The 25520-nt window shown below is 47.6% G+C and carries 16 protein-coding genes; 8 read left to right on the forward strand and 8 right to left on the reverse strand.

Annotated elements, in window-relative coordinates:
- Window positions 1–23: 23 nt before the first annotated feature.
- Complete coding sequence (locus L3C95_RS23600; protein WP_236391316.1) at window positions 24–2501, reverse strand: outer membrane beta-barrel family protein; 2478 nt, start codon at window positions 2499–2501, stop codon at window positions 24–26.
- A 142-nt stretch (window positions 2502–2643) separates the two neighbouring features.
- Between L3C95_RS23600 and L3C95_RS23605 the strand changes: the two genes are divergently transcribed.
- Together L3C95_RS23605 and L3C95_RS23610 are read left to right on the forward strand one after the other, a co-directional pair.
- Window positions 2644–3405 carry a DUF695 domain-containing protein gene (locus L3C95_RS23605; protein ID WP_236391318.1) on the forward strand — a complete coding sequence of 254 codons (762 nt, stop codon included), beginning with the start codon at window positions 2644–2646 and terminating at the stop codon, window positions 3403–3405.
- Window positions 3406–3680: 275 nt separating this feature from the next.
- Window positions 3681–5558, forward strand: coding sequence for a hypothetical protein (locus L3C95_RS23610; protein WP_236391320.1), 1878 nt, complete (start codon window positions 3681–3683; stop codon window positions 5556–5558).
- Here L3C95_RS23610 and L3C95_RS23615 read toward each other — a convergent pair.
- Genes L3C95_RS23615 through L3C95_RS23625 form a run of 3 tightly spaced genes read right to left on the reverse strand, consistent with a single transcriptional unit; the run spans window position 5544 to window position 10616 of the window.
- Entirely contained in the window at window positions 5544–7856 is a 2313-nt protein-coding gene (locus tag L3C95_RS23615) for an FdhF/YdeP family oxidoreductase (RefSeq protein WP_236391322.1), read from the reverse strand. The genes L3C95_RS23610 and L3C95_RS23615 overlap by 15 nt on opposite strands.
- A 10-nt stretch (window positions 7857–7866) precedes the next feature.
- The gene (fdhD, locus tag L3C95_RS23620; protein ID WP_236391324.1) at window positions 7867–8721 is read right to left on the reverse strand and encodes a formate dehydrogenase accessory sulfurtransferase FdhD; all 855 of its coding nucleotides are present in this window, start codon (window positions 8719–8721) and stop codon (window positions 7867–7869) included.
- Between the two features lie 38 nt (window positions 8722–8759).
- Window positions 8760–10616 (reverse strand): DUF4132 domain-containing protein, encoded by a 1857-nt coding sequence (locus tag L3C95_RS23625; RefSeq protein WP_236391326.1) that lies wholly within the window; start codon window positions 10614–10616, stop codon window positions 8760–8762.
- 172 nt (window positions 10617–10788) lie between these two features.
- On the opposite strand from L3C95_RS23625, the gene L3C95_RS23630 reads away from it, so the two are divergent.
- On the forward strand, window positions 10789–11643 hold the full coding sequence (locus L3C95_RS23630; protein ID WP_236391328.1) for a neutral zinc metallopeptidase: 855 nt from the start codon (window positions 10789–10791) through the stop codon (window positions 11641–11643).
- 393 nt (window positions 11644–12036) lie between these two features.
- Here L3C95_RS23630 and L3C95_RS23635 read toward each other — a convergent pair whose 3' ends face one another.
- Window positions 12037–13983: a tetratricopeptide repeat-containing sensor histidine kinase gene (locus tag L3C95_RS23635; protein ID WP_236391330.1), complete on the reverse strand. Its 1947-nt coding sequence runs from the start codon at window positions 13981–13983 to the stop codon at window positions 12037–12039.
- A gap of 286 nt (window positions 13984–14269) precedes the next feature.
- Between L3C95_RS23635 and L3C95_RS23640 the strand changes: the two genes are divergently transcribed.
- The 3 genes from L3C95_RS23640 to L3C95_RS23650 all read left to right on the forward strand — a co-directional run bounded on the left by L3C95_RS23640 (window position 14270) and on the right by L3C95_RS23650 (window position 16825).
- Window positions 14270–14548 carry a SelT/SelW/SelH family protein gene (locus L3C95_RS23640; protein ID WP_236391332.1) on the forward strand — a complete coding sequence of 93 codons (279 nt, stop codon included), beginning with the start codon at window positions 14270–14272 and terminating at the stop codon, window positions 14546–14548.
- Between the two features lie 33 nt (window positions 14549–14581).
- Window positions 14582–15745 (forward strand): outer membrane protein assembly factor, encoded by a 1164-nt coding sequence (locus L3C95_RS23645; protein ID WP_236391333.1) that lies wholly within the window; start codon window positions 14582–14584, stop codon window positions 15743–15745.
- A gap of 78 nt (window positions 15746–15823) precedes the next feature.
- Window positions 15824–16825, forward strand: a complete 1002-nt coding sequence (locus L3C95_RS23650) for an outer membrane beta-barrel protein (RefSeq protein WP_236391335.1) — start codon at window positions 15824–15826, stop codon at window positions 16823–16825.
- On the opposite strand, the gene L3C95_RS23655 is transcribed toward L3C95_RS23650, so the two are convergent.
- Window positions 16797–17354 (reverse strand): NADPH-dependent FMN reductase, encoded by a 558-nt coding sequence (locus L3C95_RS23655; RefSeq protein WP_236391337.1) that lies wholly within the window; start codon window positions 17352–17354, stop codon window positions 16797–16799. The two genes, L3C95_RS23650 and L3C95_RS23655, sit on opposite strands and share 29 nt — an antisense overlap.
- A gap of 1192 nt (window positions 17355–18546) precedes the next feature.
- Here L3C95_RS23655 and L3C95_RS23660 point away from each other — a divergent pair.
- The gene (locus tag L3C95_RS23660; RefSeq protein ID WP_236391339.1) at window positions 18547–20772 is read left to right on the forward strand and encodes a xanthine dehydrogenase family protein molybdopterin-binding subunit; all 2226 of its coding nucleotides are present in this window, start codon (window positions 18547–18549) and stop codon (window positions 20770–20772) included.
- A gap of 54 nt (window positions 20773–20826) precedes the next feature.
- Here L3C95_RS23660 and L3C95_RS23665 read toward each other — a convergent pair whose 3' ends face one another.
- Together L3C95_RS23665 and L3C95_RS23670 are read right to left on the reverse strand one after the other, a co-directional pair.
- A complete protein-coding gene (locus L3C95_RS23665) occupies window positions 20827–21570 on the reverse strand; it encodes a LytR/AlgR family response regulator transcription factor (RefSeq protein WP_236391341.1) in 744 nt (247 codons plus the stop codon).
- A 17-nt stretch (window positions 21571–21587) separates the two neighbouring features.
- A complete protein-coding gene (locus L3C95_RS23670) occupies window positions 21588–22715 on the reverse strand; it encodes a sensor histidine kinase (protein ID WP_236391344.1) in 1128 nt (375 codons plus the stop codon).
- 320 nt (window positions 22716–23035) lie between these two features.
- Between L3C95_RS23670 and L3C95_RS23675 the strand changes: the two genes are divergently transcribed.
- Window positions 23036–25498 (forward strand): TonB-dependent receptor domain-containing protein, encoded by a 2463-nt coding sequence (locus tag L3C95_RS23675; RefSeq protein WP_236391346.1) that lies wholly within the window; start codon window positions 23036–23038, stop codon window positions 25496–25498.
- Window positions 25499–25520: the final 22 nt, after the last annotated feature.

Here is a 25520-nt window from a genome sequence, read left to right on the forward strand (position 1 = left end):
ATAATAGGTTTTGGACCGCTAAATTAATATTCTTCTTTAGTTTCCTGCTGTTCTTCTTTCTTATTGCTCTTACGCTTGAACAGCTGCGTGTCCATTTTACCAAAACGGTATGATACGTTTATCCTCAGTTCGCGGGTAGCACGTTTGCGGTACCTTTCCTGCTCAGAGAAGGCAGTCGTGGTGTATGTCAGGTTACGGTCAGTATTGAAGATGTCATTCAACGCGAGTGACACTACCAGGTTCTTTTTCTTCAGGAACTCTTTGCGTACAGCGATATCGGCAGAGTACTGTGCGGCTCTTTCACCCTGTGGCAGGATCTGTTTGGATTCGTAGTTACCAGTGATCTGCAGGGTAGAATTCCATGGCAATTTTGTATTACTGTTGATCTTACCGAACCAGATAAAACCCTGATTGCTAAGGTTATTCTGCAGGTTGCTGGCATTGATCTTTGTTTGCGCGAGGTTCAGGTTGGTGGTGATATCCCAGCCTTTCAGGATCTGGTTACGCACCGTGAATTCTGCACCGTAAGCATTCCGGGTATCGGCATTGACAGGGTAAGAGAGAACTACTTTCTGCGACACACCATTGATAGTCAGGGTGGTATCGGTATAATAATCAGTGATCGCTCTTTCCGTATTCCGGAAATACAAAGACACCAGTACGTTGTGTTTCCTGTTAAAGTCTTTCAAATAACTCAGCTCGAAAGAGTTCGTAAACTCAGGACGCAGCGCAGGGTTACCACGGTTGGCACTCTGGGCGGTGTATTCGAGGTTCGGCAGCAGGTCGCGGAACCAAGGACGACGTACACGGCGGCTATAGTTCAGCTGCAGTTCATGATCTCCCTTGAATTTCTGAGAGAGGAACACGCTGGGAAACAGACTGATAGGATAGTCTATTTTATAACTGCTTTTGTTGATGCTCCTCATTTCACCATCATAGAACGATTGTTCTGCACGCAGACCGCCCTGGTAACCGAAGTTGCCGGCTGTTCCTGAGTAGCTCACGTACGCAGCATTGATCGTTTCAGAGTAGTGGTAATCGTTAGACAGTGAAGAGTCTAACACAAAATCGCCTGTAGAGAAATCTTTCCCTTTGGTATTCAGCAGATTATTGAACCTGCGGGTGGTAGTACGCAGACCGGCTTCTATCTTGGATGTCTCTGTCAGCGGATTTACATAATCGATCTGACCAGTGATATAAGTAGTATTACCATTACCGCGGCCAAAACGCTGTTGCGGAATGTTCGGCGAATCAATAGGCTGATGTCCCAGGTTGTAATACTGTAACGAATAATCGGAGTTATCTTCCGATTTAGCGTAGTTATAGTTAAAGTCGGCGGTCAGTTCGTGTCCCTGCTTGGCAAACGTGTGTTTATAACCCACCTGGGTGCTGTAGTTACGGAAGTTATGATTCTCATTATCAATACCGGAACCGTAACGCACCTGCTGCTGATCTTCGGTCAGGTCGTACAGTGTCAGTCCGCTGTTATCTTTAAAATCGCCCGCCATGATACCCTGGGAGATGCTGAAGGTATTGCGGTTGTCCATAAACCAGTCAAATCCAACACGGCCAAACTGGAAACGGCGGCCATTTTCACCTTCATTATACTGGTCGAGGTAGGTGGTGGTATCGGCGCTGAGATTCTTACGGAAGAGGTGTGACCTGGCTTTACCCTGGCGGCTTCTCAGGTTATAGCTGAGGGAGATATTGAATTTCTCTCTGCGGATATTGAGGTCGGCGCCGGCATTTCCTCCGCCCAGCGTCGAAAGCCCTCCGCTTACCTGGCCGTTGATACCGGCCTTACGGTTCTTTTTCAGTACGATATTGAGAATACCGCTCACGCCTTCTGCATCGTATTTCGCAGAGGGGTTGGTGACTACTTCTACAGTGGCGATTGCATCGGCAGGGATCTGGTCGAGCGTCAGGGTAGTAGGACGACCATCCACGAAGATGGTGGGAGAGCCATTACGTACTGTAACGTTACCATCAATATCCACATTCACAGAAGGTACCTGCTTGAGTACATCGGTTGCAGTACCGCCCACGCTGGCAAGACTTTTATCAACATTGAAGACACGCTTGTCGATCGCCATCTGGAAAGTAGGTTTATCGCCCACTACTTCCACACCGGCCAGTGATCTTACATTGGTACTCAATTTGATATTACCAATATCTATGTTATTATTTTTTCCGGTAAGTGAAACTGTTTTATAAACGGTTTCATAACCAATGAAATTCACTTTCATAATATACTTTCCGAAGGGCACTTCAGGGAAATTGAAATCGCCATTAGGCTTTGATAGCATACCTGTTGCCACACTGGAATCGGCTGCGCGGAGCAGGGCAACTGAAGCGTATTCTATGGGAGAATTGGTGTTTGCATCGACGAGTTTTCCGTATAGGGAGCCATTATCGGCGGGCTTGTGCGCCGGTTGCTGTGCGTAAATAACTGACAGGAATGAGCTCATCATTCCCAAACATAAGACGACAATTTTCTGCATGATCCAAAGTACTTTTCTGATATTAAGCCTGTAACTGCAGTAAAATTAGTCTGATTTAAAAAAAGATTGATCCATTAATGGATGAATGGCGGTAAGGGTTCCGTATCTTTACGTCTGACTGTTACATTCGAATCAATGTATTATGCCTGACGCTTACCAACCAGACTGGGACATCTATACCTGCCATATCGAAGATAAGCCGGCTATTATAGGCCTGGACCTGGACCTGCGGCGTTTTGCCCCATTGAGTAAAAAGCCGTATGCCATCTTCATATCGGTATACCTGAAAGATCCGCGGGCGGACGGTTTTCCGCAGGGGGATGAGTTCGCAGTGCTGGGAGAAATTGAGGACTGCCTGGTGCAACAGCTGGAGACCACTTTACAGGCACATTTTGTAGGTCGTACAATGTCCAATGGCGTGAGGGATTTTTATTTCTATGCCTCGGGCACCTTACTGCATGACAAATACATTGCTGATGCCATGATCCAGTTTCCTGATTATCACTACGATTTTGGGGTAAAAGAGGATAAAACATGGGAATTGTACTTCGATTTCCTGTTTCCGGATGTACAGGAGTTTCAGCGTATCCAGAACCGCAAAGTGTTGCGTACGCTGAAGCAACACGGGGACATTGCCGAAAAAGCCCGCCTCATAGACCATTGGATATATTTTTCTACCGAGGCTGAACGCGAGCTATATGGCCAGCAGGTGCAGCGGTTGGGGTTCGTTATAGAAGCCCGCCCGGTGGATGAAAAAGATCCTTATCCCTACGGACTAAGGCTTTCCCGCAACGACCGGACAGACGAGGAAAGCATTGATGCAGCCGTTATGCTGCTCTGGGAACTTGCCCAGGAAATGAACGCACGTTATGCCGGGTGGGAAACTGTTATCGTAGCGCAATAATATTTAGTTAACTTGTTACAACTGTTACATAATCTTTACGTTAAGTAGAGAAGATGCTTGCTTATTACTTCTAAGATCGAGTGAGAAAATCGCTGAAAATATCAACTTATGTCCTGATCAGCTGTTGCCTGGCCCTTGTTTTTAGGGCGTACGGCAATTCTTTCCGGAAGGAACGAGCCCTTTTTCTTTTTATTCGTGACACGGTAGCGCCGGTGAAGCCCTCCGTTCCCATGACGCCCATTCCGGAGGACACCATCTTTCCACTCATTCCGCGGATGCCCACAGTACCGATCGTGCCAACTATTCCCGGCGACACCGTCGTACCAGGCGACGTGATCCTGCAGGGGGATACCATTCCGGTATCAAAGAAGTATTCCAATTCCTGGCTGGGACGTGTGCGGGCATACCGTGATTCCCTGCGGAGTAAACAGTACCGTGATTCCCTCATCAGGAAAGTAACACGGCAGAATGTACCCGAACCAACGGGTACCGACAGCAGCATTATCAAAAGTGAACAGTATTTCACACCGTTTTCGGGGAAAGTGATCCGGGATATCTACTTCCGCCGGGTGAACGTGTTTGGTCCCAGCAACATCAAGGATACTACCTTCTCCACCTCCATGAAGCTGGTGCATCTTGCCAACAGGCTGCACTTTAATTCGGAGGAATGGGTAATACGACAACTGCTCTTCTTCCGGCAGAACGATACGATCAATCCCTACGAAATGTCTGACAACGAGCGTTACCTCCGTAACCGGCCCTTCATACAGGATGCCCGTTTGTATATTATTAATACAGGCGCATCCGAAGACTCAGTCGATCTGCTGGTGGTAACCAAAGACGTATTCGAGTACGGGTTTGACCTGTCGCGCTTAAGTACATCGGGCGTAAGGGCCAGCGTTTCCAACGACAACCTGTTCGGGGCCGGTCAGGGTATCAGGATCGGGGGCTCCTGGAGCGACAGTGACAATCCTCCTTTCGGATCGCAGGTCAGGTATACCAAAACGAATCTGTTGGGTACATTTATGGATTTTTCCGGAGGATATACTACACTAAATAATGTCAACAATCTGGATTCGGGTTCCTACGAGGGCACCTACTACTTCGCCGTCGACCGGCCGCTGTACAAAAGCGGGGCTAAATGGTTGGGCGGTTTTAGCTTCAGCAGCAATTATTCTATCAATATTGCTAACCGGCCCGATACGCTGTACCGCGACTACCGGTACAACATCCTGGATGTATGGGGCGGTTTCAACTTCCTGAAACAGGACCACCGTAATCCGGATAGCCGCAGGCCTAACCTTGCGTTCCTCTTCCGCCATTTTAACCTGATGTTCACAAAGAAGCCGACCCAGGAGATCTATATACTGGACCCGGTATATAATAATCACCGTTTCTATTTGTGGCAGGCCGTCACATTCCGGCAGGAATTCTTCAAAACAACCCATTTCTTCGGGTTTGGCCGAACGGAGGATATTCCACTGGGTTATACAGCATCAGCAACTGCCGGCTGGGAGACATGGAAACAACGCACCCGGGCTTATGTTGGGCTGGAAGCCGAAAAATTCTGGGTAACAAGGGGGAAAGGGATCCTCTCAGGAACGCTGGGACTTAGCACTTTCTTCCGCAATGGAATGTCGGAAGATGCTGTCATCCATGCCAAAGTGGAATACTATAGTCGGGCCTTCCCGTTTGCAGGAGGAAAACTGCGTCAGTTCCTGTATGCAGACTACCTCTGCAATCCGAACAATTATTTCTACCGTCCGCTGAACATTAACCGCGATCTCGGTGTGTGGGGATATAAAGACGTGCCGCTGAGTGGCTATCAGCGGTTGAATGTCAGGTCAGAAACTACTTATTATAGTCCTTTGAAGGTATTTGGTTTTAAATTCAACTTCTTCTCTTCCATCCAGGCCTCTCAGCTCACCTATAAGAGTAATAACATCTTCAAGAACCCTATCTATACCGGGCTGGGACTAGGGTTCAGGGTACGTAATGAAAACCTGTCCATCAATACCCTGAGGCTGTCGGCCAATTATTACCCGAACGCGCCGGAACCAATGAGGTCTGTGTTCTGGGAAGCCACCACTACGGTCGACTTCCGCTTCAACATTTTCGCATTGAGAGCACCAGCCTTCCTACAGTTCAGATGATTTCCTGATCTTAATAATGACCATTTTGGATGTGGGCGTATTGCTCTTGTCGGCCACGCTGTTGAGCGGTACCAGGGCATTTGCTTCCGGGAAATAGGTAGCCGTACACCGCTCCGGAATACTGTACGCCACCACCAGGAATTTATGAACGATCCTTTCCACACCTTCAAAATTATTGATCAGGTCAACCACATCGTTAGGTTTGAGTCCGGCAGAGTGTATATCCTTACTGTTCATCAGTATCACTCTTCTTTCCTGGTAGATACCACGGTAACGGTCGTCCAGCCCATAAATGGTAGTATTGAACTGGTCATGGCTGCGGATGGTCATCATCATGTATTCATCTGCCGCCAGTTGCTGTACGGTCACATTGGCGACATTAAAATTGGCTTTGCCGGTAGTAGTATTGAAACGTCCCTCCCTGGCATTATTAGGCAGGTAGAAGCCACCGGGATGTCTTACGCGGGTGTTGTAGTTATTGAAGCCTGGGATCACTTTTTCAATATCCTCACGGATGTAGTCATAGTGTTGCATGTAATGTTGCCAGTCCACGCTGGAACGTTTCCCAAGGGTCGCCATTGCCAGCCTGCATACAATGACAGGTTCGCTCAGCAGGTGATTGGAAATAGGCGGCAGATTGCCTTTTGACATCTGGATCACGCCCATGGAATTCTCACAGGTCACGAACTGTTTCTGGTTTTGCAGCATATCCATATCACTGCGGCCCAGGGTAGGCAGGATGATCGCCTCTCTGCCATGTACCAGGTGACTGCGGTTCAATTTGGTTGAGACGTGTACTGTTAAAGCGCAATTACGCAATGCCTGTGCAGTTACTTCAGTATCAGGCGTTGCGGAGAGAAAATTGCCTCCCATCGCGAAGAAAATACTTGCCTTACCATCACGCATAGCACGGATAGCATCTACTGTATCATACCCATGTTTCCGTGGCGGATTGAATCCGTATACCGACTGGATCTTATTGAGCAATGCATCTGAAGGCTGCTCATAGATACCCATCGTGCGGTCGCCCTGTACATTGCTGTGACCACGTACGGGACACGTGCCCGCGCCTTCTTTTCCTATACTGCCTTTCACTAGTAGAAGGTTAACGACCTCCTTAATAGTATCCACCGCATTTTTATGTTGCGTGAGCCCCATGGCCCAGCAGGCAACGATCTTCTTTTTATGCATCAGCATAGACGCTGCCTGGCGGATCTGTTCTAAAGAGATACCACATGCATCCGCCAGCTTTTCCAGCTGTTGTTGCCGGATATGGCGAATATATTCCTCAAAACCACTGGTATTATTCTTAATGAATTCCCGGTCAAATACGCTACCAGGCTGGCGATCTTCCTCCTCCAGTAATAGCAGTGCAATTGCCTGGAGCAGCGCCATATCCCCATTGATCTTTACCTGCAGGAACAGGTCGGTGAGGTGTGTGCTGATATGGAGAATGCCTTTAACGGTCTGCGGATTAAGGAAGTTTAATAAACCTGTTTCCGGAAGGGGATTCACCGAAATGATACTCGCCCCGTTTGCCTTTGCCTTCTGCAGGGCAGTGAGCATGCGGGGATGGTTGGTACCAGGATTCTGTCCGAGAATGATAATGACCTCCGCCTTGTGTAAGTCTTCCAGTGTAACAGAACCTTTGCCGATACCAAGCGTATCAGAAAGGGCCACACCACTGGATTCGTGGCACATATTGGAACAGTCGGGCAGGTTGTTGGTACCGTATTCCCTGACGAACAACTGGTAAAGGAAAGCCGCTTCATTGCTGGTACGGCCGGATGTATAAAAGATGGCTTCATCGGGTGAGGCCAGTGTATTCAGATGGTGTGCTATTTTACCAAAAGCGTCTTCCCAGGAAACAGGCTGATAGTGTGTAGCGCCCGGAGCCAGGTACACCGGCTGGGCCACACGGCCTTTTTTGCCTATTTCATAGTCTGTCAGGGCAGCCAGTTCGCCTACACTGTGTTTTGCAAAAAAGGCGGCGTCCAGCTTTCTGCTGGTAGCCTCTTCGGCAATGGCCTTTACACCGTTCTCACAATATTCGGCAATAGAAGAGCGATCGTCATCAGGATCGGGCCAGGCACACCCCGGACAGTCGAAACCATCTTTCTGGTTCAGCTGCAGCAATGCTTTCATGCCACGGATCACGTCTGTTTCGTGCAGGATGTGTTTAGCACTGGACAGCACCGCCGGAATACCGGCAGCCACTGTTTTAGGCTTACTCAGTCGGACATGTCCCGTGAAATGTTCGGGATTCTGGGAAGGGTCTGTAGTATTATGCTGCTTCATTGGTAGACTTTCATTTCTGATGGGTGAGCGATCCGATCGCTATTCTATGTTCACCCGAGTAAATATTAAACCGCTGCTGACGGAGGAAACCGATTAGTGTGATATCCCATTCATGCACCATTTTCACCGCCATTCCGGAAGGAGCGCCTACGGCAGCAATTACTTTGATACCCGCCATTGCTGCCTTCTGGATCAGTTCAAACCCCGCCCTGCCACTGAGCAGCAGGAGATAGGGCTCCATAGGGAAGAGCTGTTGCTGGAGTGCGGCGCCAATCAGTTTGTCCACTGCATTATGGCGCCCGATGTCCTCACGCATCAGCAATAACGTTGAAGACTGATCGAATAAAGCGGCGGCATGGATACCACCGGTATCGTCAAAAAGCTGTTGCTCATGACGGAGCAGGTCTGGCAGACGGTGGATCAGTTCAGCAGGCCATTTAGGAACAGGCTGGGCCGATGCTGCTGTCGTAACCGGCGTATAAATAGCCGAAAGATCTGTTTTACCGCACATCCCACATCCGGAATTGGCAACAAAGTTCCGTTGTGCCGTTTTCAGCACAGGAGTAACGTGTTCGTGCAGGCTTACCTGTATGGTATTAGTGATGTCGCTGTCGGAGCAGATAGCTTTGATATCCTTTTCTGACCGGATAATCCCTTCGGTATAGAGAAAGCCCGTAGCCAGTTCAGGGTCCTGGCCGGGAGTACGCATAGTCACCGAGATGCTCTGCTGCTGTCTGTCGGCCAGCGGCCCATAGATCAGCTGAATTTCGAGCGGTTCCTCAGCTGCCAGCGCATCTTCAGTTGCAGTAACAATTGTATCCTGTACTCTTGTTATGCGTGTGTAGGAAATGGCAGGGTTTAGCATGTCGTAAAGTTACGTAAAATAAGGCGCCCGTGGCGTGTTCAGGAGCGGTTGTGCAACTCTGTGCTGCCGGCTGTTGTAACAAAATAACTGATCTCCCGGATGGTCTCAGAGAAAACAACAGCAGGTACGTCCCGGAGTGCAAGCGGCTCACCTTCCTTATAAAAATTGATCATATCCGTGAGCACAGTCTCTTCTTCTTTCCTGTCTGCAAAGAAGTTGACCCTGATATCCCAATCGGTCAGTATCATATAGGGGATATAAGCCCAGTTGTGCGGAGCTTTTTGTCTCAGTGTCCAGCCTCTCTGTGTGATAACGTTTTTAAACTTCTGTTTGTTGAGTACCTGTGAGGCAAAACGGGAAGAATAAAAGCCGTCGGCCAGTTCTTCATTATTGGGGGTATATATCTCGCGGTTCACCTGCTTAAAGGGCTGATCTATATGCCGCTGCAACAGGAAATCGCGCCAGGCTTTCACCGTTTTAGCCGGTTCATTCATAGGATGCCACAGACGCACAGCTGTCTCTTCGGAGACTGTTATCTCTCTGCCCTTATAGTCAATAATATGTCCATCCGCGCAGTACCCCGTGGTCTGAACACCGTTGGTATGGAAGTTCCAGATCAGCCGCGTAGTAAGCGTCTTCACCAGCGGATGGTCCAGGTAATATGTCTTCCAATGCTTGTATGTCCATGGCGTCATGCGCATAAAAGCCCTTTCTATTCTTGCACTGCTATCAACCAATGCCTGATCGATGTCTTTCACAAGGCGTTTAAACTCCTGCCCGGGAACAGAGGAGGCCTGCGGTCCTTTGGCTGGTTTACCATTCCTTTCCCAAGAGATGCTCGATTTACCGGTATTACCAATGGTGTAAACACCTGTAAAATCGGGTCCGATATGCATACGCACGGTACCTTCATCGTCCAGGCCAAAGTCGGGAACGATATATTCCTCCAGTTCATACGGAGGGATGTTATGTTGTTCTGCCAGGTCATGCAATATCTTGTCTATGCTCTTCATTGCTCCCGAATGCCTGATCACCGACCGGAACCTGCTGATCCTGTTGAGGGCCTCGCGGAAAGGCAGATAGGTGAGCGCATAGATACAGGCGGTACCGGTCTTGACGGACAGGGGACCTCCGCTATCTTTTTTCTTATACGCCCAGATAGCATATGGTTCCAGCATATCGAGCAATTCCTTATTGTTCGGTATGGCGCTGCACCAGATGATGGCCTTCAGCAGATTATGGTTGATCGCACTGAGATAATCAATGTAATAGTCAACGAAACTATAGGTACGTCCTGCATGTTGTTTCATTAGTAGCCCCTGGCAAAAAGATATCCAGTCCTTCAGTTTCATGACGAAATGCTCGGTGTTGATACGGCCCACCAGTTCTTTAGCCCGCTTCCACCATTTACGGTTGGGAACACTGCTTTCGCCGGCGTTCAGGCAATGATCGATGAAGGCAGTCCAGCATTCCTTTTGCCGTGTGCTTCTTATGTTTGACAGGAACTCGACGACAAGAATGCCTAAAGAGTCCCGGCGACTGATGATCAGTTCAGGACCTCCGTGCAGGATAATGTCTATCTGAATGTTCACTTTGTCGGCAGCTACACTTACTGTTCTTTTCTCTGTGGTATCCAGCAGCTCCAGGCAAAGACGCAGGGTATTGGTCAGCCCTTTCCGGCCGATCTTTTCCTGGATGACGTTTAAGATCTCCTGCCTGGGAAACCACCATTCATTACTGCGTTTCAAGGTTGTCTCATGCCATTGGAAGAGGATTTGGAAGCATTGCTCATCGGAGGTGTAGGCAGACAGGTACTTGACTAAGCCTGCGGTATCGAGTGCTTCGGGTAATTTATCTGCCTGTATTTTTCCGATCCAGAAGTCTGTGAATTGCATAGCTTCATTAATGAAGAGGTGTAACAATGAGGGTACTGCACTATCCAAGATATGTAAAAAACAGGTATTAAAAAAAATGAAGGCAGGCCTACAGCTGAATCAGGCAGGGAAATTGTAATAATAAAAAGGGTATTAAAATTTCTGTACTTTCGACATATAAAAAAATCTAAATATGCGCTGGCAAAACAGAAGATTAAGCGACAATGTAGAGGATCGCCGTGGCGGCGGAGGTGGTATGCGAACGATAGGTATTGGTGGAGGTATTGGTGGTATTATTATCGTTGTGCTGGCCCTGTTATTCAACCAGGACCCACAACAGGCATTACAATCCGTACAACAGGGGAACAGACCGCAAACTGAATCCCGCACAGTAACCAGCAGCAGTGACGAGATCTCCCGGTTTGCATCTACTGTGCTGGCAGATACCGAAGAGGTGTGGGCTGAGCTGTTTTCTCAGATGAATAAGAACTATCAGGATCCGGGCATGGTATTGTATACAGACTACGATCAATCCGGTTGTGGTGCGGCTCAAGCGGCTATGGGGCCATTTTACTGTCCTGCCGATGAAAAAGTTTATCTTGATCTGAACTTCTTTACTGAAATGGAGCAAAGGTTCAAAGTAGCAGGTGATTTTGCTATGGCCTATGTAATTGCACATGAAGTGGGGCATCACGTACAAAACCTGCTTGGCACCAGCCGTAAGGTACAGGCTATGCGTTCTCAGCTCAGCGAGCGGGAATATAACAGACTGTCTGTAATGCTGGAGCTGCAGGCCGATTTCCTGGCGGGCGTCTGGGCACATCATGCACAGAAGAAACATAACATCCTGGAACCGGGAGATATTGAAGAGGCCCTCAATGCTGCAAGCGCTGTGGGCGATGATGCTTTGCAGAAAGCAACACAGGGGCGTGTGGTACCGGATGCGTTTACACATGGTACCTCAGCGCAGCGTACGCGCTGGTTCAAGAAGGGATTTGAGACGGGAGATATCAGACAGGGAGATACGTTCAACGCAACGGACCTGTAGTTTTTTAATTGACACCGTTTTACATAAATTATATTCAGTCAGCGGCCTTACAGCCCGGCGGGATATGCCAAACATTCAGGCGTTATAAACGCGATTCCCATTAATAGCATCATTCGCTACAATCAGCCTGCCTTAGGCCGGGCGTTGTGTTCATCGCCGGGAGCAACCTTGTGGTGAGAAATGAGAAGGCAATCCCGAAAATGCGACAGTTGAAGAGATGTAGAAAGGCCGTACCTCCTGTGTGAGATACGGCCTTTTCATTATAGCTTCTTTACAACCATTTGCCTTTGTTGGGGCAGCCATAACAGACCATTAAAGGCAATCATACACACTGATTACCATACAATTACAGCCACCACATCGCTATCCGCTACAGGTGGCAAGGCAAGGCTACTAGTTGCTTACAACACTTTCCTGATTGTCCTTTACAATGATGGTGTAGCCTCTGCCCAGATTTTCTTCTTCTGACGACAGGGGAAGTGTGAAGTGGAAACTAGTCCCCTTTCCGGCAGCGCTGTGGAACCATATTCTACCATTGTTGCGTTCAATGAAATCCTTCGACAAAGGCAATCCGAGCCCACAGCCCTTTTCATTGCGGGTACCGTTGGTGGAGTAATAAATATTGGAGAATACTTTTGCCTGATCTGTAGCAGCAATACCCAGGCCGTTGTCCTGTACTATCAGTTCAATCTTATCAGGCAGCAGGAGATAATTGATGTTTACCGAGCCATTGATGGGTGTGAACTTGATGGCGTTACTGATCAGGTTCCTGAGCACGAGCCTGATCATATCAGGGTCCGCATATACCATTATCGGGCGCTGCAGTTCATGCGTCAGCGTTATTTCTTTTTGTTTGGCAAGCGATTGCAGCAATTCAAATTCACTCTTTAGAATGGTACTGATATCAAAATCATCCGGAGTAACATGAATGCCTTTCATCTGACTACTCGCCCATTGGAGGAGGTTATCCATCATATAGGCTGTATTTTTCATGTCGCGCCAGAGTTCATGGGAAAAGATCCTGAACTGTTCTTCGGACATCTTATCATCCCTTAACAGGAAAAGCAATCCTTCCAGGATCGCCAGCGGAGAACGCAGATCGTGTGAGATAACGGAGAATATTTTATCCTTTACCTGACTGCCGCTTTCCAGGGCAGCATTCTGCTCCATGATGATCTTGTTCTGTTGTTGTACCTGTGTATTACGATGATTCAACTGGCTATACAGTTCCTGCTGGCGTCTGTACATCAGGTACAGTACTGCAGTGATAATAAAAAGCCCAAGCAGCAACATGGTACAAAAAATAACCAGTATGCGCTGTTGTTTGATGGTAGCCAGATGTAACTGCTGTTCTTTCCTTAGCAGCTTATTTTCGTGCTGTTTCTTTTCAGACTCGTATTTCTCTTTTGTATTGGCGATAAACTTTGTCTTTTCAACGCTGAACATCTGCTCATTCATCCTGCTGAACTGCTTATAATTGGCCAGGGCTGCCGAATAGTTGCCCCGGGCTGAATCCAGTGTAGCCATGTTCTTATGATAGATCAGCGTATTCTTCATGTTCTTAAGATGGCTGTTCAGCTGTGCTGCTTCGGCAAGGTGCTGTTCTGCTTCTTCGTACTTGCGTAACATGGTTTTGGTGAACCCCATATTCAAATGCGCTTTCACCAGGCCATTGATATTGTCAGACTCTTTATAGTATTGTTCGGAGATCTCGAAGTAGGGCAGGGCCAAGCTATATTGCTGCTTCAGTGTGTAGACCAGTCCTATATTTTCATAAGTGATAGCCAGACCAGCATGATCGTTCAGGGACAATTTAATTCTCTCGGATTCCAGCAAAAAGTGCAGCGCGGAATCCGGCTTATTAAGCCGTATATAACTTGAGCCGATGCTGTTTAATGTGCGGGCGATCTCGGCGGGTTGCTTGAGGGCCTGTTTGATACGCAGCGCTTTCTTCTGATAGCGTAAGGCTTGTCTGGGTTGGTCTTGTTCTACGAGGATATTCCCCATGTCCGTGTTGAGCACACCAACGGCATAATTATCATCCAGCTCGTCGGCCAGTTTGAGCGCGCTGACGGTGAGGTCCATCTGTTTCTCCAGGTTTCCTTTAATATTTTCAGCCAGGGCCAGGTTGCGGGTAGCCCACATGATACCTGTTTTGAAGTGCAGGCTGTCGCTCAGTTTTAAGGCTTCATGCGCATACTGTGCAGTTTTAGCAGCATCTTTGGGAAAGAAACTGCGACTTAACTGATTGAGTAAACGAACACGCACGGTATCTTTCTGGGGATGTTTTTCCACTTCAGTTATCTGCGCAGAAACGTTGGTAACCAATGTACATAGCAATGCCAGATATATATAAGTATATACATTAGTTCGGACAATCCGCGTTGAAAGTCTAGTTGTCGGCACAAACGATCTTTAAGGGTTACCTGAATGCTGTGCTAAAATTATAGAAAAAACGGATGCAATTTTTCAAAATCTAAAATATTGTGATTCGTTGTATCTTTCGGAGGAATAAATGATACTAATGTAAGGAGCATTGTGTTTTTTTTGGGGGTTAATTACAAAACCCGGACCAGATAACTCAAATTAGTCGCACATTACAAACAATTCCTAATTATTGATACAGATGAAACCGACAGTAACAATAGAATATTGTCCTAAATGCGGATGGATGATGCGGGCAGCATGGATGGCACAGGAACTGCTGACGACCTTCGCTGATGACATATATAGTGTGACTTTACAGCCAAGTCAGGTGAATGGCAATTATATCATTTATGTCGATGGCATAGCATTGATCAACCGTAAGGAACTGGGGCATTTTCCTGACATAAAGGAAGTTAAGCAAACGATCAGGGATAAAGTAGCTCCGGAAAAGAGCCTGGGGCACAGTGACAGAAAGTAGTATAAAAGTTGTTTCTTTGCATCCCGGATGAGTATGCAAAGGATCATATTTTTTACAGCAACACTACTGGCATTGAGCCAGGGACTGACAGCGCAGCAACAGAAAGACACAACACAAGGCGCCCAGGCGGATACTATCGTGCCGCATAAACGCAGCTTTTTCCCGCTGCCCGTATTGGGTTACTCGCCTGAAAAGGGACTGGAGATAGGGGCCGCTATGTTGTATTCTTTCTACACTTCCAAAGATCCTGTATTACGCAATTCCACAATTAATCTCATTCCCACCGTTACGACCGAGAGTCAGCTGAAAATAGATCTTAAAACAGATATATGGACAGATGCCAATAACTGGCACTTCAAAAGCAATCTCCGTTATCATGACTTCCCGATCAATTTCTACGGATTGGGAGATACGACCCGTAAAGCCGGTGCTACCCTGCTTGATAATAAGCGATATAAAGTGCAGCTGGAGGCCGAACGTCGTATAAGCGGTCATTTCTATGCAGGACTTTTCTTCCTGTACCAGAAAGATACTTACAAAGCGCGTGAGAATAAAGGTGTATATCCTGACATGGCACTGGTTGACAAGGATGGAGGGCATGTTTCCTTCATTGGCGCCACGGGTATATTCGACAACAGGGATAACCAGAACTATACACGCACTGGCACCTGGGTACGGTTAAATATCTCCTATGCACCCGGGTTTGTCAGCAAACATGAATTATGGAGAATAGATGGGCAACTACGTCATTTTATTCCTATTTCCCCTAAGAGCACTGTTGGTTTCAACGGCGTATTTAACTCCTTGCAGGGAAGCAGGTTGCCATTTTACCTCTTGCCGGAAATGGGTAATGATATGATCATGCGCGGGTACTATCAAGGCAGGTACAGAGATCAGAATTACCTGGCCGGACAGGTAGAATACCGTTATTTCCTCGACCCAAAGATCCCTATCAATATCTGGTTCGTACACATGCAACCTAAATTCGCCCTCGCCGCATTTGGTGGCTCAGGTGCGGTATTCAACAACCGTGATATTGCGATGTCCCACTTTAAACCCAGTTATGGTCTGGGTGTACGCTGGTTCTACGACGAAGGCGCCAGACTGACGGTGCGCATCGATTATGCCTGGGGCGAAAAACGCACGGGCGAACAACGGCAATCGGGATTATACCTGTCTCTTGCGGAAGCATTTTAGTGCTTCCGTTCCCGTGGTCGGGCATACTAATTGTTACCATACCTATCAATCATAGTTTAGTTATCCAAAAAATCCGTTATGAAGACAAAAGCAGCCCTATTGGCGGCGCTATGCGCTGTCGTTTCTATGCCAGCAACCCAGGCGCAGAACATTAAACCCACTTCCAAGTTTTATGTAAAGATCGCAGGAGGTTACTATTTCAGTGTTTTTCCCGGACAGTTTCCTAAAGTCGGCACCTATCAGCCACATGACCAACACCTGGAGTACAATCCGACCACTGAATCGTCTACATCTGTCTCAGAAAAGGTATTAACGGGATCGTATGGCGCCGGTGGGAGGGGAGGCCTCTCCTTCGGCTGGAACATCAACCGTTATATTGCTGTTGAAGGAACGTTTAACTACTACCGCAGCAAGAAAAACCTGATGACCCGTGAAATCACAACAATGGCTGGCAGCAACCAGGTGCTGGGCAAAATTGAATCGCACGGCTATGTGGACGCCATCGATTTTGCACCTGGACTTGTGATCAGTCCGGGCTTCGAGAAGGTCAACCCGTATGTCCGTTTTGGTATGGTTGTACCGTTATGGGGCAATCTGAAGATCGAAACAGACGCCAGCCGCAGTGGCACGGCGGCAGTTGGCGGTCAGACGGTATTGACACAAACAACGATTCACCGCAATGAAACCGTGAAACCTAATGTGACCATAGGTTTCCAGGGAGCGATGGGCGTTGTTTTCCCGGTGGCAAAACGACTTGACATTTTTGTTGAAGCGGAATACAGGAATATTCCTGTGAGAAGCAAAGAAAAGGAAGTCACTGCTTACGATGAGACGATCGCGTTGGTGAATCCTGCAAATGGCGCGGTGATCTCCTCACAGCACCGCGGACTGGACGACATATCGACCGCTGAGCGGTACACGAAGTATGTAACAACGCTGGATCAGCATTCAAACACACCGGTAAGTCAGCAAGGTGCAACGGTGAATTACAAGCATAACGACCAGCCGGCAAACGACCTGAAGTCTTACATCAACATCGGCGGTCTGGGCGCTAATGCCGGCCTCCGTTGGCGGATTTAGTCGCCAGGTATGTAATAAGCGTCCGCAATGATCTTTCCAGCTCCGGATCGGTAATGTTCCCGTTAGCATCCATTTTGGTGCGTACTATGGGAATAATAAGCTTAGATTCTTCCTGAATATCAGCCGTCATCACACTCAGTGTCTGCACCAGAGACGCATGTGCTTTATCGCCGCCGGTGGCAAGTGGTGAAGCACTGATAACGCCGGTGGGTTTATGGGTAAATTCGCCGGAGGAAACGAGCCAGTCCAGGGCATTTTTCAGCACGCCCGGTATGCCGAAAGCGTATTCGGGTGTGCTGAATAAAACCGCGTCAGCAGCGCGTAGCTTGTTTCTCAGGGAAAGCACGGTATCAGCAGGCGAGGAGCCTTCCCCATCTAATTCCGGACTGAAATAAGGGAGTTTGTCCAGGCCTTCATAGACCGTTATTTTAACATCAGCAGGCGCAATTGCTGCACAGGCCCTGAGCAATGCTGTATTTGAAGAAGAACTTCTTAAGCTGCCAGATATTCCAAGTATACTGATCGCCATTGATTATTTTTTTAATACGAATTGTCTTTCTCTAAGCTCCGGAATAGGTCAGTGATCTCTGACAAAGCGCAAATCTAGCCGTTATATTCAGATTAACATAATATTTCAGCCTCCGGGAATCAATTGAGATCAAGGCAGATACAGGTTTCTTTGCATAAACCGGAGTGTATGTATTCGCTTACAATTCGGTACCTATTCGGTGGAGTCTATAGCTTATAGGCTCTCTACTATAGCGTTATAGCCACTATTGTATAGCCCTGGCTATAGGATAGCAGGCGTAATGCAGGACTATAGCGCCTATGGGTATACAGTGGTAGTATAGTCATAGCGAAGTCGTACCGAATCCTGACACCGGTTAAAGCGATAATTCCGGGCTAAATAATGAGGTTTGGAGAACATCCGGGGACGCCTTGAGCGTTGTCGTGATTTGCAGTGATTGACCATATTTTAAAATCCGGCGCTCAAAATAAATCTGCCTGAGGTAAAAATTATGCAAGATCTGTCATTCGAAAAGCCGGAATAATTTGAATAAAAATGGCTGAAAGCTGTTCAGGAATTTAACCTTATAATTGCGTCTGAATATCCCTGTAATGCAGATCTGTGGCTACTTTATACGATTCACCGCCCTATTTCTCTACTTCTATATAATACGTATAATTTATATTATGTTAAATAGGTAGTTTTCTAAATTACATGGGATAATTTAATTACCCATACGTTCACACCGTTACCCTCACGCCTGCCCACAGGCGTTAAAACCGTTCGTTTCCCGGGGTTGAAACCCCGCGCTACAAACACACAGCACCTACGGAGCCGATTGATGTTTTGTTCCCCGATGTATTGTCATCCAGTGTGTTCCTATGAATATTACACTACTGCACCTCGCCTTTTTCCAGCTTGATATTTTTGTAGAACACCATTGTAATACCGAAGCCAATGCGGCTTACTTTATAGCTCAGATTCTATTACTATTCAGCTCTTCTGGCAACATCCGGTTGCCTGGTAATACTTCGCACCGGCCCTACACGCAGTAGTTGTAGATTTCAGGCTAATAGATGTCAATTCAGTGCCCGCCGAACATTTGCAATTCCACAACCGTTATTTTAGTGGTAAATCCTGATCCCGGGCTTTTTACAACTGCCAGTTTTTAAAGTGAACAATCCTACTCTAACCGTCTTAAAAAAGAAACACCATGACGACATCCAATATGTTCAACCGGAGACAATTTCTTAAAGATGCCGCCCTTGCAACCGGTGGCCTCGTACTTGCATTTACAGTGCCTGCCGTGGCCAGGAAAAGACGATTATCCGGCAATGACGCCCCCATTTCAGACGCAGGTGCGATGCCAGCGCCTAATGCCTTTCTGCGGATCGGCACAGACGGAACGGTGACGATCACGCTTTCTCACTGTGAAATGGGACAAGGTATTTCAACGGCGCTGGCTATGCTGGTTGCAGAAGAACTGGATGCGGACTGGCAGAAAATAAAAGTGGAAGACGCCCCTGCTGCGCAGGTCTATCATCATACCATCTATGCAACGCAGCGCACCGGCGGATCATCCAGTCTGTACTCCGAATTTGACCGCTATCGTCAGGTTGGCGCCGCTGCACGGCAGATGTTGGTACAGGCCGCCGCTAAACGTTTACAGGTCGATGCGAAAGATTGCAGGACAGAAAATGGCTATGTAATGGCAGGCGACAAAAGACTCAGTTATGGTGAACTGGCGGAAGAAGCCGCTACCCTGCCCGTACCCACGGAAGTTGCGCTGAAAGACCGCGCCGACTGGAAGTTTATCGGCAAGCCGGTCAAACGCATCGATACGCCCGCTAAGGTGAACGGAGAAGCCACTTTTGGAATGGACATACATTTCCCTGGTATGCTGACGGCGCTCGTTGCCAGAGGGCCAGTTCCAGGCGCAAAGGTAAAAACATACAATGCCAAGGCCACTTTGGCTATTCCCGGCGTCCGCCAGGTGGTAATGATTCCCACTGGTGTCGCCGTGCTGGCTGATAATTTCTGGGCCGCGAAAAAAGGTCGTGAGGCATTGAAGATTGACTGGGAACTTGGACAGGCGGTTCGCATCAACAGCGCCACTCTCCTGTCAGAATTCAAACAACGCGCTAATGAAGGTGGTCTCGTAGCTGCCAAAGCCGGAGATCCTGAAAATGTATTCCCCAAAGCCGCACACGTTTTGGAAGCGGAATATTTTCAGCCTTTCCTGGCACATGCTCCCATGGAGCCTTTGAACTGTACTGTAAAGCTGACGCCTGATAAATGTGAGATCTGGACAGGCACCCAGACAGTAACAGACGATCAGAAGGCAGCCTCGGACATCACAGGATTGCCGCTTGATAAAGTTTTCATCCATATGCAATTCCTGGGAGGATCCTTTGGAAGAAGAAATATTACACGATCAGACTTTGTACGTGAAGCCGTTGAAGTGGCCAAAGCGTCAGGGAAGCTCGTAAAGACCGTCTGGACACGGGAAGACGATATCCAGGGCGGCATGTACCGACCTGCATTCCTTCATCGGTTCAAGATTGGCCTGGACAGCAATGGCGCTCCTATTGCCTGGAAGCAGGTCAGCGTCGGACAGTCCGTTATGACTGGCGGACCTTTTGAAAAGGTCGCTGTGATCAATGGCGTAGATCAGTTTTCCATTGAGGGTATGCATACCGCGGAATATGTGAAGAGCATTCCCGACCAGCGGATAGAACTGAATACACCCGTATGGCCCATTACTGTAGATAACTGGAGAGCGGTAGGATTAAGTCATACCATCTTCGCCATGGAAAGCCTGGTCGATGAACTGGCATATGCCGCCAAGAAAGATCCGGTGGAATACAGGCGCATGTTATACAAGGATGCGCCGCGACACCTGAAGGTGCTGGAAATGCTTGCAGAGAAAAGCGGCTGGGGACAGCCACTGCCTGCTGGTCATGGCAGAGGCATCGCCGTCTTCGAAGCCGTCGGCAGTTATGCGGGCGTGGTGGCAGAAGTTTCTGTAATGAAAGACATGCCGCTCTGGGTACATAAGGTGACGTGCGTGATTGACTGCGGCACTGTAGTAAATCCAGACGGTGTGATCGCGCAGATGGACAGCAACATTCTGTATGGTCTTTCTACAGCGCTGTATAGCGAGATAACTTTCAAAGCGGGCAAGGTACAGCAAAGCGGCTTTCTCGACTATAAAGTACTGCGTATCAATGAAACGCCGGAGATCGAAACATTCATTGTACCCAGCAATGAAAAGCCCGGCGGTATTGGTGAAGCCGCCGTGGGTCAGATCATGCCCGCCATTACAAATGCAATATTTGCCGCTACCGGTAAGCGTATCAGGTCTTTACCGCTGGCGAAGCAAGAGTTGCATGGTGATCAGCAACAGCAGGAGATCAGAATACAGAAGGCAGGCGTCTGACAATAAAGGCCCGGTTTCAATGAAACCGGGCCTTCAAACAGGATGCTTAGTCTGTCAGGAGAATTTGATCTTATCCCATAGCTTATTTTTCACCACCTGTTCAATTACCATATCGTGATAATTCCTGCTGATAGGTATTTTGTTTGACTGGATGAAGATCTCATTTCCCTCAATACCCTCTATTTTATCGATAGACACAATATAGGATTTATGTACCCGTATGAATGATTTTTTGTCCAGGTTCTCTTCCAGGTTCTTCAGGTACAGTAATGTCATGTATTTGCCTTTGCGCGTATAGATGGTTACATAATTCTGCATCCCTTGCACATAAAGTATATCATTGAAATAGATCTTCTCGTACTTGCTGCCACACTTGATGAAAAAATAGTCTTCTTCTTTCTCAGTTTTGTGCGCGTCAGACTGCGCAGGTTTATTCAACAGCTGGTAGTATTCTTTCGCTTTGTTGGCTGCTTTGAAGAAGCGGTCAAAAGTGATCGGCTTCAATAAATAGTCCATCACATTCAGCTGAAACCCCTCCAGCGCATAACTGGGGAATGCTGTTGTAATGATGACCATAGGCGGTTTCTGGACTATCTTCAGAAAATCCAGCCCGTTCATTTTCGGCATCTGGATATCCAGAAAGATCAGGTCTACCGGGTGTTTGTCCAATAGCTGGATCAATTCAACCGGGTTGGTACAGGTGTCAACAAGATGGAGAAAATCAACCTCTCTCACATAGTTTGATAGGCCTTCCCTGGCAAGTGGCTCATCATCAATAATTACACAATTCATCTTCATACAAGATCGTATTATGTTCAGGCTATTTTTTTCATAGGCAATGGCAGTTCCAATGCTGTCAGACGCAGTTGCAACCTCACGTCAAAGCTGTCATTGTGATGCTGTATATCGAGACTGTACTGACCCGGATAGATCAGGTCCAGTCTCCTTTGCACATTCTTCAGGCCGATACCACCATAGTGTACAATATCATTACCGCCGACGTCTGACGTACTGTTAGAGACCGCAAAGTTCAGCTGTTCTCCTTCCTGTTCCAGGTGGATCGTGATCCAGTTAGGTTTATCGGCATGCTTTGAAACATGTTTAAAGGCGTTTTCTACGAACGTCATCAGGATGAATGGCGCTATTCCCCATGGGCTGCTGTTCTCCTGGTCTATTTCCAGTATTACCTCCACATTATCGTTCTGCCTCAATCTTTCCAGCTCAATGGAATTCTCCATGTAAGAGATCTCTTTGGACAGGATGATCTGCTTGTCGTTACATTCATACAGCTGATATCTTAACAGTTCTGAGAATTTCGCCAGCGACGCAGAGGCCATGTCCGGATTCTTATGGATGAGGAAGAAAATTGAATTGATCGTATTAAAAAGAAAATGCGGATTGAACTGATGTTTCAGGAAGTTCAGTTCTGTTTCCAGTTTCTCCTTTTCCAGCAGCTGCTGCTTACGCTGTGTTTGCAACCAGTTCTTTCCCAGTTTGATACTCATGGCCAGTGTCATGGCTGCCAGTGTGGAGGGTAACGAAGTGCCCAGGTACCCATAAAAACAATCGCCATTGGGGCCGTAAGCCTGTTGCATTGTTTGCCCGGAAAGAAAAGCGCTCAGGTAATATCCCGGAATGATGAGCAGAGAGGCGCCAACGATAGTCAGCAACAAGAGCACCAGGTATTGTGTAAACTTCCCTTTTTCAAGATACTTCGGGATGAGGTAATAGAGATTAAAATAAACCGCCAGTGCCTGGAATATCACATAGAACAAAAACTTCGATATGAAAGCAGAGAGAAAGATTGCCGTGAAGGCCTTTACCGGATTCCCCATAGCCACCGTCCACCAGGTAAAGTGATACAGGGCCCAGAAGGGAATATGGTGAAGTTTATACTTCAACAACCAGTTCTGTTTTGACGGAGAATATAATAAAGCGTTCATCTCACCTGGATTTTCAACGTAGAATGAAAAAAGGCCTTTTCGAAAGTTACATCAGTTTTAATCCATTTTGAAGCAATACTATTTGAATTGCAGGAAATAATTGACCAAATGTTCCTCTGACTACAGGAGAGGTCCTCCCCTCCCATTTTTGGGCATTTTCCCGTCATCAGCGCCCTGTACTGCCCGTTGATCAATCCGTTCCTGCTGGTGGTCATTTCCGTTTCTCCAGCCCATCCCTTGCTCCTTTCTTTGCATCGATGTGTTAGTTGCAACAGCCAGGTGGCTGCCGGAGTGAATGCCTCCCTTTAAATCAATGAAATATGAAAAAACTACCTTTCCTCCTGTGCTACATTCTTCTGCTTCAAACGGCTGCCGGACAGATCTCCGGAAGGTTTGCCACGGCTACCGGACAACCGGTACCTTTCGCGAATGTTATATTGCTGAACGGAACGGATACCGCGCTGGTCAAGGCGGTGCTGACAGATGAAAAAGGTGCTTACCAGATAGACAACACTCCTTCCGGAAAATATATCCTGCGTTTCAGCAGTATGGGTTTTCAGACATGGAACTCTCCCATGTTTGAACTGACTGCCCAACAGAAAACCAGGGACTTCGGGCTACAGGTGGTCAGTGAAGGGGCACAGCAACTGGGAGAAGTGGTGATACAGGCGGAAAAACCATTATTACAACAACAGGCAGAGGGTATGGTGGTCAATGTACAGAGCAGCCTGTTAACGAAAGGCAGCACTGCACTGGCCATACTCGAAAGATCTCCTGGTGTTGTGATCGACTACAGGAACAACAGCATTGCCCTGAATGGTAAGAGTGGCGTAACCGTTCTGCTGAATGGCAAGCTTATACGCATGCCCATGGAACAGCTGGTGAATCTGCTAAGTGGCATGAGTGCAGATGATATCGAAAAGATAGAGCTGTTAAGCACTCCTTCCTCCAAATATGACGCGGAAGGAAGCGCTGGCATGATCAATATTGTGCTGAAAAAAGATAAACAGCAAGGTACCAACGGAACACTGTCAGTAACCGGAGGTTATGGTTATGGAGAGAAGGCCGCCGCCAGTATTAATATATCACACAATGCTGCTAAAGTCAACAGCTATGGGTCCTACAGCTACAACCTTAACCGGAGCTACAGCAAAATCGACTTCCTGAGTTACCAGGATATGCCAGCCTTTGGCGGACGGATGGAAGCCAGGGGCTGGGACATTACCCGGTTACGGCAACACAACCACGATGTTATACTGGGCATGGACGTAAAAGCTAATCGCAGCACCACCATCGGCGCCAACATCACTTACAACGCCAGCCGGGCAACAACCGTCAATCTTCCTGCAGCCAATTACCTTCTGTTGCCCGATTCCCTGCTGACATTTGACGGCCGGATAGATAGGGTAAACCGCTGGCGCAACGTGGTGTCGTCCGTATATCTTGAAAAAGAGCTGAATCCTAAATCCAGGGTCAGTGTTAACGCGGATTACCTCTACTTTAAAAATACCAATCCATCACAGGTGAACAGCTCTCTTACCAACGAAAACAATAAACCGGTAAGCAGTAATGATAGCCTGTTTGCTTCTCAGCAGAGAGGATTTGCGAATACCGTTATTCAGGTGGGTGTGCTTAAGGCGGATTACAGCACACAGCTAAGCAGTAAGATAAAACTGGAAACCGGCATCAAGGGAACATACACCGGCAGCAATACTTTATCCAGGATTGAAAGCCTGATCGATGGGCACTGGGTAAGCAGAACCGAAACAGTGAATGAAATGAAAATGAAAGAGGGCATTGCTGCTGCCTATGCTTCCACCAATATAGAGATAACACCATCTGTGACGCTTACGGCAGGAACAAGATTTGAGTATGCCCGCACGAAAATGGATGACACAAGGACCGGCAAAAATACGGTGGACAGAAAATTAACCACATTATTCCCTAACATATTCCTCAGCAAAAAGCTGAATGAGCGTTCCGGGCTGCAGTTTTCCTATACGAAAAGGATCACAAGGCCCTCCTACAATGACCTGGCCTCTTTCGTAGCTTATAGCGACCCTACTGCGATCTATGCAGGCAATCCACAGCTGAAACCTACCATTACGAATAATATCAAGGTGGGATATAACTACGATGCTTATAGTTTCTCCCTGCTCTTTAGCAGGGATGACAATCCTATTGCCCGTTACCAGTTAAGCCAGGGTGCGGCAGCCAATGTGCTGTATGTATCCCCGCAGAACCTGGTATACCAGAACAATATCACCTTTCAGGCTACCATTCCCTGGAAAGCTACTGACTGGTGGAACATGAGCTACAGCTTTACCGGGGGATTAAGGCAATTCAAAGCCGACTATACCTTACGGCCTGTTACTAAAACCTATTGGGGTTATTCCTTCAACTTTACCGAATCATTCACACTACCGAACAATTTCTCTGCTGAATTGACGGGCTGGTACAATGCGCCATTATACAATGGCACAACGAAAACGAGCAGCATGGGCACCCTCAGCGCCGGTATCAAAAAAGAACTGAAGAACAACGCGGGCAGTATTCAACTGTCAGTATCAGATATTTTCACTACCATGAAATTCCATGTCTATTATGGAACTATTGCAGAAGAAGCGTTTCATATCAAAAATGATGTGGGGATCAAACTGGAGTCCGGTTACTCCCCTATCTTCAGGCTCTCTTACTCAAGACCCTTTGGTACAGGCACTTTGAGGTCATCCCGCAAGGAGGGGGGAGCAAAAGATGAAAGGGACAGGATCAGAAAGGATTAACCTCTCCCCTCCTGCCCTTTTA

Source organism: Chitinophaga filiformis (assembly GCF_021646545.1).
GTDB classification, from domain to species: Bacteria; Bacteroidota; Bacteroidia; order Chitinophagales; family Chitinophagaceae; genus Chitinophaga; species Chitinophaga filiformis_A.

Excerpts from the sequence above, each read along its gene's own strand:
- L3C95_RS23600 (WP_236391316.1), bottom strand. The coding sequence starts at position 2,501 with ATGCAGAAAATTGTCGTCTTATGTTTGGGAATGATGAGCTCATTCCTG.
- L3C95_RS23605 (WP_236391318.1), top strand. The coding sequence starts at position 2,644 with ATGCCTGACGCTTACCAACCAGACTGGGACATCTATACCTGCCATATC.
- L3C95_RS23610 (WP_236391320.1), top strand. The coding sequence starts at position 3,681 with ATGCCCACAGTACCGATCGTGCCAACTATTCCCGGCGACACCGTCGTA.
- L3C95_RS23615 (WP_236391322.1), bottom strand. The coding sequence starts at position 7,856 with ATGAAGCAGCATAATACTACAGACCCTTCCCAGAATCCCGAACATTTC.
- fdhD (WP_236391324.1), bottom strand. The coding sequence starts at position 8,721 with ATGCTAAACCCTGCCATTTCCTACACACGCATAACAAGAGTACAGGAT.
- L3C95_RS23625 (WP_236391326.1), bottom strand. The coding sequence starts at position 10,616 with ATGCAATTCACAGACTTCTGGATCGGAAAAATACAGGCAGATAAATTA.
- L3C95_RS23630 (WP_236391328.1), top strand. The coding sequence starts at position 10,789 with ATGCGCTGGCAAAACAGAAGATTAAGCGACAATGTAGAGGATCGCCGT.
- L3C95_RS23640 (WP_236391332.1), top strand. The coding sequence starts at position 14,270 with ATGAAACCGACAGTAACAATAGAATATTGTCCTAAATGCGGATGGATG.
- L3C95_RS23645 (WP_236391333.1), top strand. The coding sequence starts at position 14,582 with ATGCAAAGGATCATATTTTTTACAGCAACACTACTGGCATTGAGCCAG.
- L3C95_RS23650 (WP_236391335.1), top strand. The coding sequence starts at position 15,824 with ATGAAGACAAAAGCAGCCCTATTGGCGGCGCTATGCGCTGTCGTTTCT.
- L3C95_RS23655 (WP_236391337.1), bottom strand. The coding sequence starts at position 17,354 with ATGGCGATCAGTATACTTGGAATATCTGGCAGCTTAAGAAGTTCTTCT.
- L3C95_RS23660 (WP_236391339.1), top strand. The coding sequence starts at position 18,547 with ATGACGACATCCAATATGTTCAACCGGAGACAATTTCTTAAAGATGCC.
- L3C95_RS23665 (WP_236391341.1), bottom strand. The coding sequence starts at position 21,570 with ATGAAGATGAATTGTGTAATTATTGATGATGAGCCACTTGCCAGGGAA.
- L3C95_RS23670 (WP_236391344.1), bottom strand. The coding sequence starts at position 22,715 with ATGAACGCTTTATTATATTCTCCGTCAAAACAGAACTGGTTGTTGAAG.
- L3C95_RS23675 (WP_236391346.1), top strand. The coding sequence starts at position 23,036 with ATGAAAAAACTACCTTTCCTCCTGTGCTACATTCTTCTGCTTCAAACG.